Origin of the sequence: Hyphomicrobium sp. NDB2Meth4 (assembly GCF_900117445.1) — a bacterium.
Lineage (GTDB): Bacteria > Pseudomonadota > Alphaproteobacteria > Rhizobiales > Hyphomicrobiaceae > Hyphomicrobium_A.
In genome coordinates, this window is the sequence record NZ_FPEJ01000007.1 from 104054 (window position 1) to 118044 (window position 13991).

Sequence of the window (13991 nt, forward strand, 5' to 3'; positions counted from 1 at the left end):
GTGCCGCAAGGTCCAAGCTGCGCCGATTGAATGTCATTGGTCGGCGATGATCAAGTGTAGTGTGCCGATAGTGCTCCGAAGCCGTTACACTAAGTGCTCGGTGTCGAGATCCGTGCCCAGGGACTGCGCCAGAATTTCCAGGGCCTTTACTAACGTCGAGCGACTGGGAGCCGCGCCGAGCGCAACTCTAATGCAGTCCGGCGGATTGTCAGAGGTGGAAAACGAGGCCGCTGCCACGACGCCGAGGCCGCGCCTCTGCAGATGAGCTGCGAACTCGGCGCTCGACCACGGTGAAGGCAGCGTCAGCCACAGATGATGCCCGGATGGATGTGCGGCAAACGCATGCCCCAGCAGCGCCTTGCTTGCAAGCCGCTGGCGCGCAGCCGCCTCGTTTGCCACCGCTGCAATGATCGAGGCCGCTGTGCCGTCGCTCATCCATCTGGCGGCAACCGCGAGTGTCAGCGGCACCGACATCTGTAAGCTGGCACGCAGGCAATTCGTCAGTCGCGCCGCTTCCTCCTGGTTCGGCGACACCACCAGCGAAACGCGCAAACCCGGCGTCACGCTCTTCGACAAGCTGGCGGCAAGATAAGTGCGCTCGGGGATCAGGGTGGCAAACGGTGTAATGCCGGACGTCAGGAAGGCATAAGGATCGTCCTCGATCAGCGTCAGCCCCCGCGCTGCGATGATGCGCGCCAGCTCCTCGCGGCGTTTCACGGGAATCGTTGCCGTCGTTGGATTGTGCATCGTCGGCATCAGATAGATGAGCCGCACTTTGCTGTGCTTCCGGCAGGCGCGCTCGAGCGAGTCAGGCTTGATACCGTCGCGATCCATGTCGACGCCGATGAGGTTTATCCCCAACGCAGCGGCTGCCGACTTCAAGCCAGGATATGTCAGCGCTTCGGTGAAAATGCTTTCGCCACGCGCCGCGTGCATCAGCAGAAGCGAGAACAGCGCCGACTGCGTGCCGGGCGCGAGCACGAGCCGATCAGCCGAAACATTCGGAACGAGAGAGCGCAGCCAATCGGTTGCAATCACGCGCTCGCCTCGCGTGCCACCGGGCTGCTGGTAGTTGAGGTACGTTTGTATGCGCCCGCCCGAGCGCAGCTCGCCGAACGTTTTTGCCAGCTGCGCCGCCAAATCGGCCTCTGCAGGCTGCGGCGGGATGTTCATCGACAGGTCGATGCCCGGAGCCACCACCTGGCGCGCCGCGGGCGGATCGCCGGCTTTGACGAACGTCCCCCGTCCGACGCGCGCTTCTGTCAAACCTTGCCGCCGCGCTTCGGAGTAGGCGCGCGTTGCCGTCGTCAGGTCGATGCCGAGTGCCGCGGCGAGCATCCGGTGCGTCGGCAGCGCCTGCCCCTGATGCAGGCGGCCGGAGGCGATATCGTCGGCGAGTGCCGCCACGATGCGCAAGTAGACCGGCCCACCCCGGTCCGAAATTGTAGGCATCCAATCCATACAAGCGTGGTCACATAGCGCGTTGTCGATCCATACAATGTAGCTTACCTTCAAGCTGCCGCCAAACCCGCGGATAACCCGGCCACAGAAAAGGGGACTAGGGATGGAGAATACCTGCGAGCCAACCACTGCAACGGCCCTGCTGAGAGGTGCGACCTGCCGCTGCCCGGCGTGTGGCGAGGGCCCGTTGTTTCGCAAGTTCCTCAAGGTCAAGGATCGCTGCGACGCTTGCGGAGAGGATCTCCACCATCACCGCGCCGACGACATGCCGGCCTACATTGTCATGTCCATCGTCGGCCACATCGTCATCGGACTCCTGTTGTGGGTCGAGACGTCATTCGCCCCTTCGATCTGGATCCACATCGCGCTGTGGGTACCGCTCACGCTCGGCCTGAGCCTCGGTCTGCTCCAACCTGTGAAGGGCACGATCGTCGCGTTGCAGTGGGCGCTGCGCATGCACGGGTTCGGCGCGCGGCGGTCACGCGACAGCACGACGAACCTTCAACGCGTTGCCTGATCGATCGCCGCGATGACACCCGCTCCGGTCAGCTTGCCCTTGCGCCACGCGCTGCTGGCCGTCGTGGTCATGGCGGTGTGGGGGTCGAACTTCGTCGTCATCCGTGTCGGACTGGACCACCTGCCGCCGCTCACGTTTGCTGCTTTGCGCTTCGCGCTGGCATTCTTTCCGGCCATGCTTCTGGTTTCGCGCCCAAATGTGTCCTGGCGTAACCTCGCCGGCTATGGGGTGCTGATCGGTGGCGGCCAATTCGGTCTGCTTTTCATCGCAATGAACGGCCACATCACGCCCGCGCTCGCCTCGCTGGTCGTGCAGATGCAGGTGTTCTTCACCATCGGGCTTGCAGCCGTGCTGAGCGGCGAGCGTGTGCGCCCCTTTCAGTTCGTGGCACTTGCCATCGCAGTGTCGGGCATCGCGCTCATCATTCTCAACACGGACACGATGACGACACCGGCCGGGCTGGCGCTCGTGCTCGCCGCAGCCCTTTGCTGGGCCGGCGGCAACATCGTCGTCCGTTCATCGCCCAAGGCCGATATGTTGAGCTACGTCGTCTGGGCGAGCCCATTTTCCGTGGCGCCACTGATCGCGGCAGCTCTGATGCTTGAAGGTCCGGCAGCCATGGCCGCAGGTATCGCCAATGCCACCCCCGCCACCTGGGCCGCTGTGCTATGGCAGGCCGTGGGCAACACGCTCTTCGGCTATGCCGTGTGGGGATGGCTGTTGTCTCGCTATCCGGTCGCGAGCGTCGCACCGATGTCGCTTCTCGTCCCGCTGTTCGGGATCGCAGCCTCTGCCGCGTTTCTCGGCGAGCCGCTGCAGGCCTGGAAGCTCGAAGCGATGGCGCTGGTTCTTCTCGGGCTCTTCATCAATCTAATGTGGCCGCGGATGTTGGCAGCGCTCCGCCGCCGCGAGGCTACCAACGCAACTTGACGTGTGAATCGCCGAGCAAGTTAGCTGACCTTAGGCACGGCGCCTTGCTCGGTCCGCCAGCGCACGATGAACTCCACCGGCATGGTGATCGACCATTCGACGCCACCGGGGGCGAACTTGTAGTCCACCTTCGCACTCAGCGCCTGGCCGACAACCCGCTCGATGACCACGTGGCCAAATCCCTTCACCGTCGGCGGCGAGACCGGCGGCCCGCCACGTTCGTTCCAGTGCAGCACCAACCAGCGCGAACCATCCTCGCGCGGCTCGATATCCCATCGGACATGCACGCGCCCGTTCGACGTCGACAGCGCCCCGTACTTTGCCGCATTGGTGGCAAGTTCATGCAACGCCAGCCCGAGGTTCTGCGCGGCCGTCGCGTTGACGAAAACGTGCGGCCCCTTGCACTCCAGCGACACTTCGGACGATCCAGTGAACGGCTGCAGCACCGCGTGGATCAATTCTTCAAGCGAAGCGCCTGTCCAATCTTCGGCGACCAGTAGGTCGTGCGACGCAGAAAGGCTCTGCAGTCGCTGAATGAGCTGTGACTGCAACACGGCGACATCGCTGCTCGTGCGGGCTGTCTGCCGCACCATGGCGACGATGACGGCAAGCAGGTTCTTCGTGCGGTGCGAAAGCTCGCGCATCACCGTGCGCAGATGCTTCTCCACCCGCTTGCGTTCGGTGATGTCGCGAAACACTGCGGAGAAGCCGAAAATGCGCCCGTCTGGTCGGCGCATTGGCGCGACGTTTATGGCGACGTCGAGAAGGCTTCCGTCCTTCCGGCGCCTCACTGTATCGCGCAGCACATGCTCGCCCAGCCGCAGATGACGATACTTATCCTCGAATTCCGCCGCCGAGCCTTCCGGGAAAAGTATCTGTTCCGATTGGCCGATCACCTCATCGGCCGTGTAGCCGAACATGATTTCCGCGCCAGGGTTCCACGATTGAATGAGGCCTTCGCTCGACATCGAGATGATCGCGTCGGCTGAAGTCGCGACGATCGTTGCCAGTTGAGCGTTTCTCTCGGCCTCCTCGAGGTGCTCGGTGATGTCGGTATTCGTTCCGAACCAGCGGATAACGTTACCCGCGTCGTCGCGGATTGGCATCGCACGGGAGAGAAACCAGCGATATACCCCGTCGCGCCCCTTCAGCGGGAACGTGTCCTCCCACACCTCGCCGCTGGCGAGGCAGCGGTTGATCTTCTCCATCGTGCGCTCGACATGGTCGGGGTGCTGACGCAGCGGCCAGCCCCACTCGCGCGCCTCCTCGAATGGCAGCCCCGTGTAGTCGAACCACCGCTTGTTATACCAAAAGATATTGCCGTTATCGTCGGCCATCCAGGCAAACGCAGCGATATTGTCGGCCAGCGTGCGAAAGCGGGATTCACTTTCGCGCTGCGCACGTTCCGCAAACACCCATGGCGTCGTATCGACCACGATGGCGAGCACACCGAGCACCTTGCCGTCGTCGTTGCGGATCGGGCTGTAGTCGAGGTTGACCCACACGTCCTCGGGAACGCCACGCCGGTTGAGATTGAAGTGCTTGTCGCGGAACGACAGCGACTCGCCTGCGAAGGCGGTTTCTATGACGCGGGTGTTGAACTCGCTCGCTTCTGGCCACCCCTCGACCACCGGCATGCCGAGCAGCTCCGGATGGCGCACCCCTGCGAACGACGCGTAGCTGTCGTTGTAAATCATGATCCCGGTAGGGCCCCACAGCAGGACCATGGGGACGGGCGAAGCCGCAATGAGATCGACGGCGCATTTGAGGCAGGTAGGCCAATCCTCGACGGCGCCGATAGCGGTCCGGCTCCAGTCGAATTCCTGGATACGTTTCTTCATTTCATGACTGGCTGCTCGTGGAGGCATTGGGCTCGTGCGCATGAAGAATGGTCGGTGCTGCAAAGAGTTCCATGGCGACGCACGGAACCATGCAGCCGCCGTTGCAGTTTTAGCACCATCGTTCCTAACCGGCTTTCCGCTAAGAGGCTACCATGGGCAATCTTCTCTACTGGGCCATCGTCTTTCTCGTCATCGCGCTCGTCGCCGCGTTCCTCGGCTTCGGAGGCGTCGCTGGTGTGGCGACTGAGGGTGCACGCATCCTTTTCTGGGTCGCGATAATTCTTTTGGTCATATCGGTCGTCGGCGGTCTGCTCCGCAGAGGCTAACCGCTCTTGTTAATTCCGAGCATAATCAGCAGTTTGTCAGATTTTGCGAGCCGCGCCTGGCACAAGCTGGGCGCGGCTAGGAACTTTTCACACACTTGAGCGTTTATGCGCTCATGAGTTTTATGGGCGGCCTGTAAAGGGGAGGATCATGTCCATTTCGGAAAGCGTCGCACCGCAACTGCCTTATCTGAGGCGGTTTGCACGTGTTCTATCCGGCAGTCAGGAGAGCGGCGACGCCTACGTCGTTGCCATGCTCGAAGCCATCGCGGCCGAGCCGTCGATGTTTCCTGTCGACCTTGAGCCACGCGTGGCCACATACCAGTGCTTCCTCGACGTTTGGAATTCGGTGAGGCTCAATCACGCGAGGGCCGAACAGCCGACATCGGAGCGGCTCGCCGCGGCCGACCGCAAGCTCGAAGCGATAACGCCGCGTGCGCGCCAAGCGTTTCTGCTGATGGCCGTGGAGGAGTTCTCAACCTCCGACGCGGCGAAAGTCCTGAAAACCGACGAAGCCGAGGTGAAGGCTCTCGTCGATCAGGCAGCGTCTGAGATCGCCGAGCAGGTCGCAACCAACGTGCTGATCATCGAGGACGAACCGATGATCGCCCTCGACCTCGCAGACCTCGTTTCCGGCCTCGGTCACGCAGTCTCCGACACGGCTCGCACTCACACCGAGGCTGTTGCCGCCTTCAAGAAGCACCAGCCCGGACTCGTTCTGGCGGATATTCAGCTTGCCGACGGCAGTTCTGGATTGGAAGCCGTCAACGAGATCCTGGAAACTTTCGACGTGCCGGTGATCTTCATCACCGCCTATCCGGAGCGCTTGCTCACCGGAAGTCGCCCAGAGCCTACATTCCTGATCAACAAGCCCTTCCGCACAGAAACGGTGCAGGCTGTGATTAGCCAAGCGCTGTTCTTTGACTACAAGGCACGTCTGCCGGACGCAAAGGCCGCCTCGGCCTGATCGTCCGGATGGGGGGCAACTCGGCCCCCCGGCGCCGCCGCACACCCTCTTCCTCCTAATCAGATCAACGAAAGATCGTCGATGGGCGGCAGCGCTTCAAATGGCGCTGCTTCCCGCCGGCGATCCTGAACTTCGGCTCGCGCGCCGGCAGCGTCGTCATCAGCTCGTTGGCGACGCGTGCGCGCACGGTTGACCTCGCCCTTCCCGGCGCCGGCAACACGTCCGCTTTCACAATGGGATCAACGAAGAGATCATCGCTGGGCAGCAGCGCTTCAAATGGCGCCCGCTGCCCGCCTGCGGCCCGGCTGTGCCGCACGGTCAGCGGCCTTGTCGTCGCTCGACTTTGGTTCGTCTGTCGGCAGTGTCGTCATCAGCTCGTTGAGACGCGTGCGCGCACGGTTGACCCGGCTCTTCACGGTGCCCACGGCACATCCTGAAATCGCAGCAGCGTCCTCGTAGGAGAACCCTTCCGCGCCCACCAGGATCAGCGCTTCCCGCTGGTCCACCGGCAACTTGCCGAGTGCATTGTTCAGGTCGACCAGATCGAGATGGCCTTGCTGCTCGGCTGGCACCGAGAGCCGGCTCGCCAGCTGTCCGTCGCTGTCGGCCACCTCACGCTTCGTCTTGCGCAGTTCCGAGAAGTACGCGTTGCGCAGGATGGTGAAGAGCCACGCCTTGAGGTTGGTCCCCTGCTCGAACGAGTCGAGATGGTTCCATGCCTTGACGAGCGCTTCCTGCACCAGATCGTCCGCGTGGTCGCGGTTGCCGCAGAGCGAGATCGCGAACGCACGCATGTTCGGGATCGCGGCCACGAGGTCATCGTGCAGAGTGCTGTCGTGTCCGCTACCGCTCAAGCGCTCTCCTCCTCGTCGCCGACCGCCGTCGCCGCGCTTTCATTTTCTTTGTGTTGGAGCTTCTTGATGAGATCGTTGAAGCGGTCGGGCACTGGCGAGCTCAGCAATTCGCCGTAGGCCGCCCGCAGTTGTTTACCGAGAATTCCTGGGATCACTGCCTGGTCGGGTGCCTTTTGCCCCCCCGGCTGGCTTTCGGTGACCTTCTCGTCGCGCGGAGTATTGCTGCCCCCCGTTCCTCGTGCGCCAGCGCCCGCCACATCTTGCCCGCTCTCGGTGGCTGCTCTGGCGAACGCCTCTTTCTTTTCTGACATCAGCGGCCTCCGCCTCCCCTCGACCGTTTTTGGCTACTTGCGCGCCTTATCTGGTCGCGGACCATAACATCCAACCCCGAAGCCTCAACAACGCGTATGGGCGCGTAAGGGTTCCGAGGTTTTTTCGTCACAGCGTTTCTGGTGGTTTGCTACCCGCTGATCCTGGCCAGGAAGGGGAACTTAGCGGCCTTTATAGGGTTAGCTGGCCAGAGGAAAATCAACTCCAAAGGCACCGCGGGTGAGAACGGGCAAGAACGAAGAGCTGACTAAACTCATCGGTCGTCGACTGAAGGAGATGCTGGGCGCCGATGAAGAAGGTCCGGTGGACGCCTCAGCAGCGATCAGAAGGAGCTTGGAGGCGCTGAGAAGAATGGAGGAGGGGCCTGCTCCCCCTTCCGAGGCGGCGGCCGCTCATAACGACACCGGCACTGGGATGTTTTCAAACAACGTCGCCACGTCATCCAAGATTGATGCCGGCTGAAGTCGCCCGTCTCTTGGCATTCGCGTTTCGCCTAAAGACGTCCAAGACACGCCGGCTTTTTGTCGCCCAACGATCACCCTCCCATCACGAACTCGGCGCGGTTCGGTTTGCGAACATCATTTGGCCGAGTTTGACGACAATCTAACTACGTATTGGGGCGCGATTTGCGTCGGTTGGCGAAGCATCGCGCAGACGGGGGCGTGACGCGTCGTGGGGGGACTTTCATGGGCGCGATCATGATTCGCTGTCCTGTTACCGACGAGTTGATTCACGTCGGTATCGACACTGACCAAGACAGCTTCCAGGCACTTCCAAACATCATGGCTGCACCGGTGCGCTGTCCCGCATGCGGGGGAGAGCACGTCTGGTCCAAGAAAGATGCGGTTCTCGAAACAACGATGCGCATCAAAACGCCGCGAACGTAGGCGGCGACGCGTTATGCCGCGTCGGCGAACTGCTCCAGCGCGTCGAGATCGGCAATGCGCAAGCCGTCATCGTCTGGCGCGACAATACCGCGTTGCTCCAGATCGCGCAGCGCATCGGCGAGCGCATCGAGGCTGATGTCGAGCTGATCTGCCACTGCACCCGATGAGTAGCCGTCCGAGATGAGCTCGCGCGTACGGCCTTCGTTGGCGCTGATGCGGGCGAGGGCTGCAAGATACGACGCGACGCGCTTCACCGGCTTTCCGCGACCGGCCGCGACAGCCCGAGCGCGCACGTAATCGAACTCGCGATCAGCGGCGACAGCATAGCGTGCGGCCAGCTGCGCATCGGTTTCGAGCAGCTGCTCGAAAGCCTCTTCGCTCACCGGGCTCACGATCGTCTTGGCAACAGCCTGTGCGGTGGTGATGTGCTCGCCGAGGTGACCGAACCCAATGATGTCACCAGGAAACGCGAACTCAATGATCTCGCGCCGGCCATCGTCCCAACGCAGGTAGTGGCACAGCGCGCCGCGCTCTACTCGGTAGAGTTGTGTGCGCTGATCTCCACGCGAAAACAGTGCCTCACCACGCGCGAGCCGCCGAACCTGGGTTGGGCGCAGCCGCGGATGTGCAAGTTGGCCGGTCCCACAGGTACCGCCAACACAAGTCTCGGAAATAGGCGTCACAGCAAGCATTGTACAACTCACTCGATCAAGCTCACGACATGGGCAGCGCGGTTGCCATAATCAAGTCGAAATCCAAGCGCGCCCAATCGCCTACGCGTCTCAGCTATTCCTAGAACGAAACTCTCCGATCGCTGTTCCATAAGGAACAAGCTCATTCTTGCCCTGGCGTATTCGGCGCCATCGATATTCTTCGCAAAGTGGCATTAGAATGTTTCTTATAATGACATGGTGAATTTTGCGTACTACCGACGCGTCAATTCGAGGAACCCTGGCAGCATCGACTTCGTTCTTCCTACAGGTGCAGTCACCGCGTGCACATTGTCGCGGTGGCTGCGCGCAGACCAATAGTGAGGAGGAAGTCCAATGCAGAAGTTTATTGCCACCGCAGCCCTGATTGCCGCCCTTTCGGCGCCCGCGCTGGCCCAGACCGCTACGTCGCCCGCAGTGCAGGAGCCCAATAATGCGGCTGCGGAAACAATTGCCGAAAAAATGGCCTCGCCGGCCGCCGGAGACATTTCAGCAAATAAGCTCATTAACGAAAGCGTGAAGAACGCCGCCAACGAGTCCATTGGCGACATCAACGACGTGCTGATCAGCACCGACGGCAAGGTCGCCGCGGTCATCGTCGGGGTCGGCGGCTTTCTTGGTCTAGGCGAAAAGGACGTCGCCCTGCCGTTCGACCAGCTGCGGTTCGCCAAGGCTTCTGACGGCAAGCTCACTGTCAGCACCGGCATGACCAAGGCGGCTCTGGAATCCGCGCCCCAGTACGTGAAGCCGGAAAACCGCTCCTAACGCGGACTGAAGGCACTCGGACAAGTCCGCGGGGTTCATCCCCCCGCGGGCTTACTCACGCCAACTCAAAAATTGGAGAAAACCATGCAGCGGACCCAAGAAGTCCTGACGCCGACCGAGGCGCGCCAATCCTCTCCCAGGAGGCTCAATCTCCGCGTCCTCGTGACATCACTGCTGATCGCTGTCGTTGCCGCGGTCGCGCTGTACGCGGTTTTCTATGGCGGCTCTACGCAGATGAGCACGCCGGACCCCGCGCCCACGCAGTCCACAGCACCAAGCCCCTGATCTGGGGGGCCCCGGCCGGCTGTGCGAACACGCCAGCCGGCACTCTGGATGCCAAAAAGCAAAAGGGCGGCACCTAGCCGCCCCCACAGCACCCTACCGATCGAGAGCCGGCATCACTCCATGCCGCTGCTGCGCCAGGTGGACGTCGACTTGCACTTGCGGCACACGCGCTCTCCAGCCCACGCGCTGGGAAACGGCTCACGGCACAGCAGGCACTTTCGCGTCTTCTGCTCAGAACTGCGGCGCGCCTCGCGCTCGGCCTCGTACGTGTCGCAGCAGTTGTCACCACATGCGTCGCGGCAGTCGGCGTAGGCGCCATGCTCCTTCAGACTGGTCAAATCTTCCTCAACCATGCTTGCCACTTCGAGTTGAAACATCCGCCGCTGAAACGCCGGGACCCTGGCGTTTCCAGCAAAAAAGTTGAGATTTCCTGGATGCGAGAGCCGCTGCGGCACTTTGTGCGCGGCGAACGCGCACTTGCTAGGCGGGTATATCGGCCCCGAAAGGCCGTTTTTCAAGGGAAATCTGGGGGCTGCGCCGTAAAGCGCACCCGGATGGCATATGCATTATACCCAAGTAGGGGGCGATTATCACAAAATCTAACACTTTCATACCTACGCGGCGAACTCCCAAGGCCTGATGCGCATTACGATCTACGTCAGTTTCGAGGACTGGAGATTGCGTGATGCCTGCCCATACTGCTCCCATCGAGGTTTATGAGCCGACTCTTCCCTGGCCCGCTGGGTCGCGGCGGGTGCGCGATAGCTCAGCTCGCGGTGGAACAGCTGGTGTAGAGCCGGACGCAGCGGCGGCCGCATGGACGAGTGCCAGCGTTGTTCGCGCGGACCAGCCCTTGGCCCGTGTTGCGGGCCTGCTTCTCTCGATATCGCAGAACAACAGCTATGAGGGGCGTGACCCCGAGATCGTCCCCGACGCGCTCACTTCGGGCTTCGTGGCCGACCTGCTCGGCGTCGACATCGGCACCCTCGCCGCACTGCTCGTGGATCTCAATCGCCGCGGACTGATCGAGGGAGCGCCAAACTCGGCGCTGCGCCTCAAGGATGTTGCCGGCCTCGAGCGGCTCTCTGAGTAGAGGCGCGCACCCATCGGCGCGATTTGAAACTGCCGCGCCGGTGGCCCTGGTAGAAATCCGTTAATTCAGCATTATGTTTCATGCTCCCCTGGGGCATCCGGTTTTGTTGCGGGTCCCGAGGCGGCAAGTGGGACACGAGCAAGACATATGAGCGAGAATTTTCCCAACAGGTGGATGTGGTCGGAAGCGTGCGAGATGCTTGCGCGCGCCGAACGCATGCATCGACAATTCTTCCAGCCCGTACACTCGGCTTCGCGCCAGCCGGCGTGGGAGCCACCCGCCGACGTGCTCGAAAGCGAGCGCGATGTGCTGGTCGTCATCGCACTGCCGGGTGTGAAGCCAGAACGCGTCGAGGTCGGCATCGACGGACCGGATCTCGTCGTCGCTGGCGCCCGCACGCTCCCTCCCGAGGTGAGCTCGGCCATCATCCATCGCCTTGAGCTGCCGCAGGGGCGCTTCGAGCGCCGGCTGCGTCTACCCGCTGGCCGCTACTCCGACGTGCGCCGCAAGTTCGCTGACGGCTGTCTGCTCGTGCTCCTCTCCAAGGTGGAGGCATAATCTTGACTGAAATGAAAATGGACGCCCCCGAAAACCAGACCGCCGGCCGCGCCACTTCAACGGCGACGCCGCCGCTCCCCGCCGACGCTGTGGCTATCATTCCGGTACGCGAGATCACGCTGTTCCCTGGCGTCGTCATTCCGGTGACGGTCGGCCGGCAGCGCTCGATCGCGGCTGCGCAAAACGCCGTTCGCGAGCAGCGCCAGGTCGGCATCATCATGCAGCGCGACGGCACCCAGAACGATCCGCAGGCAATCGACCTGCATCGCGTCGGCACCGTTGCCAACGTCGTGCGCTACGTCACCGCGCCGGACGGCTCGCATCACCTTGTCGTGCAAGGCGACGAGCGCTTCCAGGTCGTGGAGTTCCTCGACGGCTGGCCCTACATGGTCGCCCGCGTGAAGCGCATTGCCGAATCCGACGAGCGCACGCCCGAGATCGAGGCTCGCTTCCTCAACCTGCAGCGTCAGACGCTGGAGGCGCTCGAGCTGCTGCCGCAGGTGCCGCAGGAGATGGTCGTCGCGGTTCAGAGCGTCAGCACGCCCGGCGCCCTCGCCGACCTCGCGGCCGCTTACCTCGATCTAAAGCCGGCCGAGAAGCAGGAGATACTCGAGACCGTCGACGTGTCGGCGCGCATCGACAAGGTGTCGTCGCTGCTCGCGCACCGCATCGAAGTGCTGCGCCTGTCTCAGGAGATCGGCCGCCAGACCAAGGCTTCGCTCGACGAGCGTCAGCGCGAGGTGCTTCTGCGCGAGCAGATGGCCGCCATTCAGCGCCAGCTCGGCGAGGGCGAGCAGTCGAAGGCACAGGACATCGCCGAGTTGTCGGAGGCCATCGCCAAGGCTGGCATGCCCAAGGAAGTCGAGGATGCGGCCCGCAAGGAGCTGCGCCGCCTCGAACGCATGCAGGAAGCCTCGCCCGACTACGGCATGACGCGCACCTATCTCGATTGGCTGATCGAGCTGCCCTGGAAGCTGCCCGAAGAAACGCCCATCGACATCAAGGAAGCGCGCCGCATCCTCGACGAGGACCACTACGGCCTCGACAAGATCAAGCGCCGCATCGTCGAGTTCCTCGCCGTGCGCAAGCTCGCGCCGGAAGGCAAAGCCCCGATCCTCTGCTTCGTCGGCCCGCCCGGCGTCGGCAAGACCTCGCTCGGCCAGTCGATCGCCCGCGCCATGAACCGCAAGTTCGTGCGCGTCAGCCTCGGCGGCGTGCATGATGAAGCGGAGATCCGCGGTCACCGCCGCACCTACATCGGCGCGCTGCCCGGCAACATCATTCAGGCCATCCGCAAGGCCGGATCGCGCAACTGCGTGATGATGCTCGACGAGATCGACAAGCTCGGCTCTGGCATCCAGGGCGACCCGCGCGCGGCGATGCTCGAGGTGCTCGACCCTGAGCAGAACAACACTTTCCGCGACAATTACCTCGCGGTGCCGTTCGACCTGTCGCGCGTCGTGTTCATCGCTACCGCCAACGTGCTCGATCAGATCCCGGGCCCGCTGCGTGACCGCATGGAGGTGATCCAACTCTCCGGTTACTCCGCCGAAGAGAAGTTCAACATCGCCAATCGTTATCTCATCGCCCGCCAGCTCGAAGCCAACGGCGTCAAGCCCGGGCAGGTCGAGATCGACGACGATGCTCTGAGCGAGATCATCGGCCTCTATACGCGCGAGGCCGGCGTCCGCAATCTCGAACGCGAGATCGGCAAGGTCTTGCGTCACACAGCCGTGCGCATCGCCGAGGGCGAGGAGGGGCCGATCCGCATCAGCGCCAGCGACCTCAACGCCATCCTAGGTGCGCCGACGTACGAGAGCGAAGTCGCGATGCGCACCAGCGTGCCGGGCGTTGCAACCGGTCTCGCCTGGACGCCCGTCGGCGGCGACATCCTCTTCATCGAGGCGACACGTTCACCTGGCAACGGCAAGCTGATACTCACCGGCCAGCTCGGCGAGGTCATGCGCGAGAGCGCCCAGGCCGCGCTGTCGATCGTCAAGAACCGCGCCTCCCAGCTCGGCATCGACGAGAAGCTGTTCGAGCGCAGCGACATCCACGTGCACGTCCCCGCGGGCGCCATCCCCAAGGACGGACCGTCGGCTGGCGTCGCGATGTTCACCGCGCTCTCTTCGCTCATGACGGATCGCCCCGTTCGCTCCGACACGGCGATGACGGGCGAGATCAGTCTGCGCGGCCTCGTGCTCCCGGTCGGCGGCATCAAGGAGAAGCTGGCGGCCGCGGCGCGAGCGGGCATCACGCGCGTTATGCTCCCTGCGCGCAACAAGAAGGACATCGAGGATCTGTCCGAGGAGACCCGCCGGCAGCTCGAACTGATCTGGCTGGAGCGCGTCGAAGATGCCCTCGGCGCGGCGCTGGAAGATCAAAAAGCGGCTGCGGTGGCGCAGTAAGCGCGACCGCTCCGCAGCCGTTCGGTGCGGCCAAACGCCCAAAACAGCGTCGTTCTGCGTTG

At 62.9% G+C, this 13991-nt stretch carries 18 protein-coding genes; 11 read left to right on the plus strand and 7 right to left on the minus strand.

The features are described 5' to 3' along the window. Positions 1–84: 84 nt before the first annotated feature. Positions 85–1452, minus strand: coding sequence for an aminotransferase-like domain-containing protein (locus tag NDB2M4_RS12865; RefSeq protein WP_244536166.1), 1368 nt, complete (start codon positions 1450–1452; stop codon positions 85–87). A gap of 112 nt (positions 1453–1564) precedes the next feature. Between NDB2M4_RS12865 and NDB2M4_RS12870 the strand changes: the two genes are divergently transcribed. Then, on the plus strand, positions 1565–1978 hold the full coding sequence (locus tag NDB2M4_RS12870) for a DUF983 domain-containing protein (RefSeq protein WP_072375720.1): 414 nt from the start codon (positions 1565–1567) through the stop codon (positions 1976–1978). A gap of 12 nt (positions 1979–1990) precedes the next feature. Next, positions 1991–2908, plus strand: a complete 918-nt coding sequence (locus NDB2M4_RS12875) for an EamA family transporter (protein WP_072375722.1) — start codon at positions 1991–1993, stop codon at positions 2906–2908. Positions 2909–2928: 20 nt separating this feature from the next. Here the strand turns inward: NDB2M4_RS12875 and NDB2M4_RS12880 are convergent, their stop codons facing one another. After that, a complete protein-coding gene (locus NDB2M4_RS12880; RefSeq protein ID WP_072375724.1) occupies positions 2929–4749 on the minus strand; it encodes a PAS domain-containing sensor histidine kinase in 1821 nt (606 codons plus the stop codon). Positions 4750–4901: 152 nt separating this feature from the next. Here NDB2M4_RS12880 and NDB2M4_RS12885 point away from each other — a divergent pair, with 152 nt between their 5' ends. After that, a complete protein-coding gene (locus tag NDB2M4_RS12885) occupies positions 4902–5075 on the plus strand; it encodes a DUF1328 domain-containing protein (protein ID WP_072375726.1) in 174 nt (57 codons plus the stop codon). A 148-nt stretch (positions 5076–5223) separates the two neighbouring features. Then, a complete protein-coding gene (locus tag NDB2M4_RS12890) occupies positions 5224–6039 on the plus strand; it encodes a response regulator (protein WP_072375728.1) in 816 nt (271 codons plus the stop codon). 64 nt (positions 6040–6103) lie between these two features. Here NDB2M4_RS12890 and NDB2M4_RS20590 read toward each other — a convergent pair whose 3' ends face one another. From NDB2M4_RS20590 to NDB2M4_RS12905, 3 genes are all read right to left on the minus strand, one after another. After that, positions 6104–6226: a hypothetical protein gene (locus NDB2M4_RS20590; RefSeq protein WP_280173534.1), complete on the minus strand. Its 123-nt coding sequence runs from the start codon at positions 6224–6226 to the stop codon at positions 6104–6106. An 85-nt stretch (positions 6227–6311) separates the two neighbouring features. Continuing rightward, positions 6312–6893: a sigma-70 family RNA polymerase sigma factor gene (locus NDB2M4_RS12900; RefSeq protein ID WP_072375732.1), complete on the minus strand. Its 582-nt coding sequence runs from the start codon at positions 6891–6893 to the stop codon at positions 6312–6314. Next, positions 6890–7204: a NepR family anti-sigma factor gene (locus NDB2M4_RS12905; RefSeq protein ID WP_072375740.1), complete on the minus strand. Its 315-nt coding sequence runs from the start codon at positions 7202–7204 to the stop codon at positions 6890–6892. The genes NDB2M4_RS12900 and NDB2M4_RS12905 overlap by 4 nt, the downstream gene beginning before the upstream one ends. Positions 7205–7442: 238 nt before the next feature. On the opposite strand from NDB2M4_RS12905, the gene NDB2M4_RS12910 reads away from it, so the two are divergent. Together NDB2M4_RS12910 and NDB2M4_RS12915 are read left to right on the plus strand one after the other, a co-directional pair. Then, entirely contained in the window at positions 7443–7685 is a 243-nt protein-coding gene (locus NDB2M4_RS12910) for a hypothetical protein (protein ID WP_072375742.1), read from the plus strand. A gap of 224 nt (positions 7686–7909) precedes the next feature. Next, the gene (locus NDB2M4_RS12915) at positions 7910–8110 is read left to right on the plus strand and encodes a hypothetical protein (RefSeq protein ID WP_072375744.1); all 201 of its coding nucleotides are present in this window, start codon (positions 7910–7912) and stop codon (positions 8108–8110) included. Between the two features lie 11 nt (positions 8111–8121). On the opposite strand, the gene NDB2M4_RS12920 is transcribed toward NDB2M4_RS12915, so the two are convergent. After that, positions 8122–8802, minus strand: coding sequence for a Crp/Fnr family transcriptional regulator (locus tag NDB2M4_RS12920; protein WP_072375746.1), 681 nt, complete (start codon positions 8800–8802; stop codon positions 8122–8124). A 354-nt stretch (positions 8803–9156) separates the two neighbouring features. On the opposite strand from NDB2M4_RS12920, the gene NDB2M4_RS12925 reads away from it, so the two are divergent. Together NDB2M4_RS12925 and NDB2M4_RS12930 are read left to right on the plus strand one after the other, a co-directional pair. Next, positions 9157–9585, plus strand: a complete 429-nt coding sequence (locus NDB2M4_RS12925) for a PRC-barrel domain-containing protein (RefSeq protein WP_072375748.1) — start codon at positions 9157–9159, stop codon at positions 9583–9585. 84 nt (positions 9586–9669) lie between these two features. Then, a complete protein-coding gene (locus tag NDB2M4_RS12930; protein ID WP_072375750.1) occupies positions 9670–9870 on the plus strand; it encodes a hypothetical protein in 201 nt (66 codons plus the stop codon). Between the two features lie 113 nt (positions 9871–9983). On the opposite strand, the gene NDB2M4_RS20015 is transcribed toward NDB2M4_RS12930, so the two are convergent. Next, positions 9984–10232 (minus strand): hypothetical protein, encoded by a 249-nt coding sequence (locus NDB2M4_RS20015; RefSeq protein ID WP_139247255.1) that lies wholly within the window; start codon positions 10230–10232, stop codon positions 9984–9986. A gap of 323 nt (positions 10233–10555) precedes the next feature. On the opposite strand from NDB2M4_RS20015, the gene NDB2M4_RS20020 reads away from it, so the two are divergent. The 3 genes from NDB2M4_RS20020 to lon all read left to right on the plus strand — a co-directional run bounded on the left by NDB2M4_RS20020 (position 10556) and on the right by lon (position 13929). Further along, positions 10556–10963 carry a helix-turn-helix domain-containing protein gene (locus tag NDB2M4_RS20020; protein ID WP_139247256.1) on the plus strand — a complete coding sequence of 136 codons (408 nt, stop codon included), beginning with the start codon at positions 10556–10558 and terminating at the stop codon, positions 10961–10963. Between the two features lie 147 nt (positions 10964–11110). Next, the gene (locus NDB2M4_RS12945; RefSeq protein WP_072375756.1) at positions 11111–11521 is read left to right on the plus strand and encodes an Hsp20/alpha crystallin family protein; all 411 of its coding nucleotides are present in this window, start codon (positions 11111–11113) and stop codon (positions 11519–11521) included. 17 nt (positions 11522–11538) lie between these two features. Beyond that, a complete protein-coding gene (gene lon / locus NDB2M4_RS12950) occupies positions 11539–13929 on the plus strand; it encodes an endopeptidase La (protein WP_072375758.1) in 2391 nt (796 codons plus the stop codon). Positions 13930–13991: the final 62 nt, after the last annotated feature.

Excerpts from the sequence above, each read along its gene's own strand:
- NDB2M4_RS12880 (WP_072375724.1), bottom strand. The coding sequence starts at position 4,749 with ATGAAGAAACGTATCCAGGAATTCGACTGGAGCCGGACCGCTATCGGC.
- NDB2M4_RS12905 (WP_072375740.1), bottom strand. The coding sequence starts at position 7,204 with ATGTCAGAAAAGAAAGAGGCGTTCGCCAGAGCAGCCACCGAGAGCGGG.
- NDB2M4_RS12890 (WP_072375728.1), top strand. The coding sequence starts at position 5,224 with ATGTCCATTTCGGAAAGCGTCGCACCGCAACTGCCTTATCTGAGGCGG.
- NDB2M4_RS12915 (WP_072375744.1), top strand. The coding sequence starts at position 7,910 with ATGGGCGCGATCATGATTCGCTGTCCTGTTACCGACGAGTTGATTCAC.
- NDB2M4_RS12920 (WP_072375746.1), bottom strand. The coding sequence starts at position 8,802 with ATGCTTGCTGTGACGCCTATTTCCGAGACTTGTGTTGGCGGTACCTGT.
- NDB2M4_RS12930 (WP_072375750.1), top strand. The coding sequence starts at position 9,670 with ATGCAGCGGACCCAAGAAGTCCTGACGCCGACCGAGGCGCGCCAATCC.
- NDB2M4_RS12870 (WP_072375720.1), top strand. The coding sequence starts at position 1,565 with ATGGAGAATACCTGCGAGCCAACCACTGCAACGGCCCTGCTGAGAGGT.
- NDB2M4_RS12875 (WP_072375722.1), top strand. The coding sequence starts at position 1,991 with ATGACACCCGCTCCGGTCAGCTTGCCCTTGCGCCACGCGCTGCTGGCC.
- NDB2M4_RS12865 (WP_244536166.1), bottom strand. The coding sequence starts at position 1,452 with ATGCCTACAATTTCGGACCGGGGTGGGCCGGTCTACTTGCGCATCGTG.
- NDB2M4_RS20020 (WP_139247256.1), top strand. The coding sequence starts at position 10,556 with ATGCCTGCCCATACTGCTCCCATCGAGGTTTATGAGCCGACTCTTCCC.
- NDB2M4_RS12925 (WP_072375748.1), top strand. The coding sequence starts at position 9,157 with ATGCAGAAGTTTATTGCCACCGCAGCCCTGATTGCCGCCCTTTCGGCG.
- lon (WP_072375758.1), top strand. The coding sequence starts at position 11,539 with ATGGACGCCCCCGAAAACCAGACCGCCGGCCGCGCCACTTCAACGGCG.
- NDB2M4_RS12885 (WP_072375726.1), top strand. The coding sequence starts at position 4,902 with ATGGGCAATCTTCTCTACTGGGCCATCGTCTTTCTCGTCATCGCGCTC.
- NDB2M4_RS12945 (WP_072375756.1), top strand. The coding sequence starts at position 11,111 with ATGAGCGAGAATTTTCCCAACAGGTGGATGTGGTCGGAAGCGTGCGAG.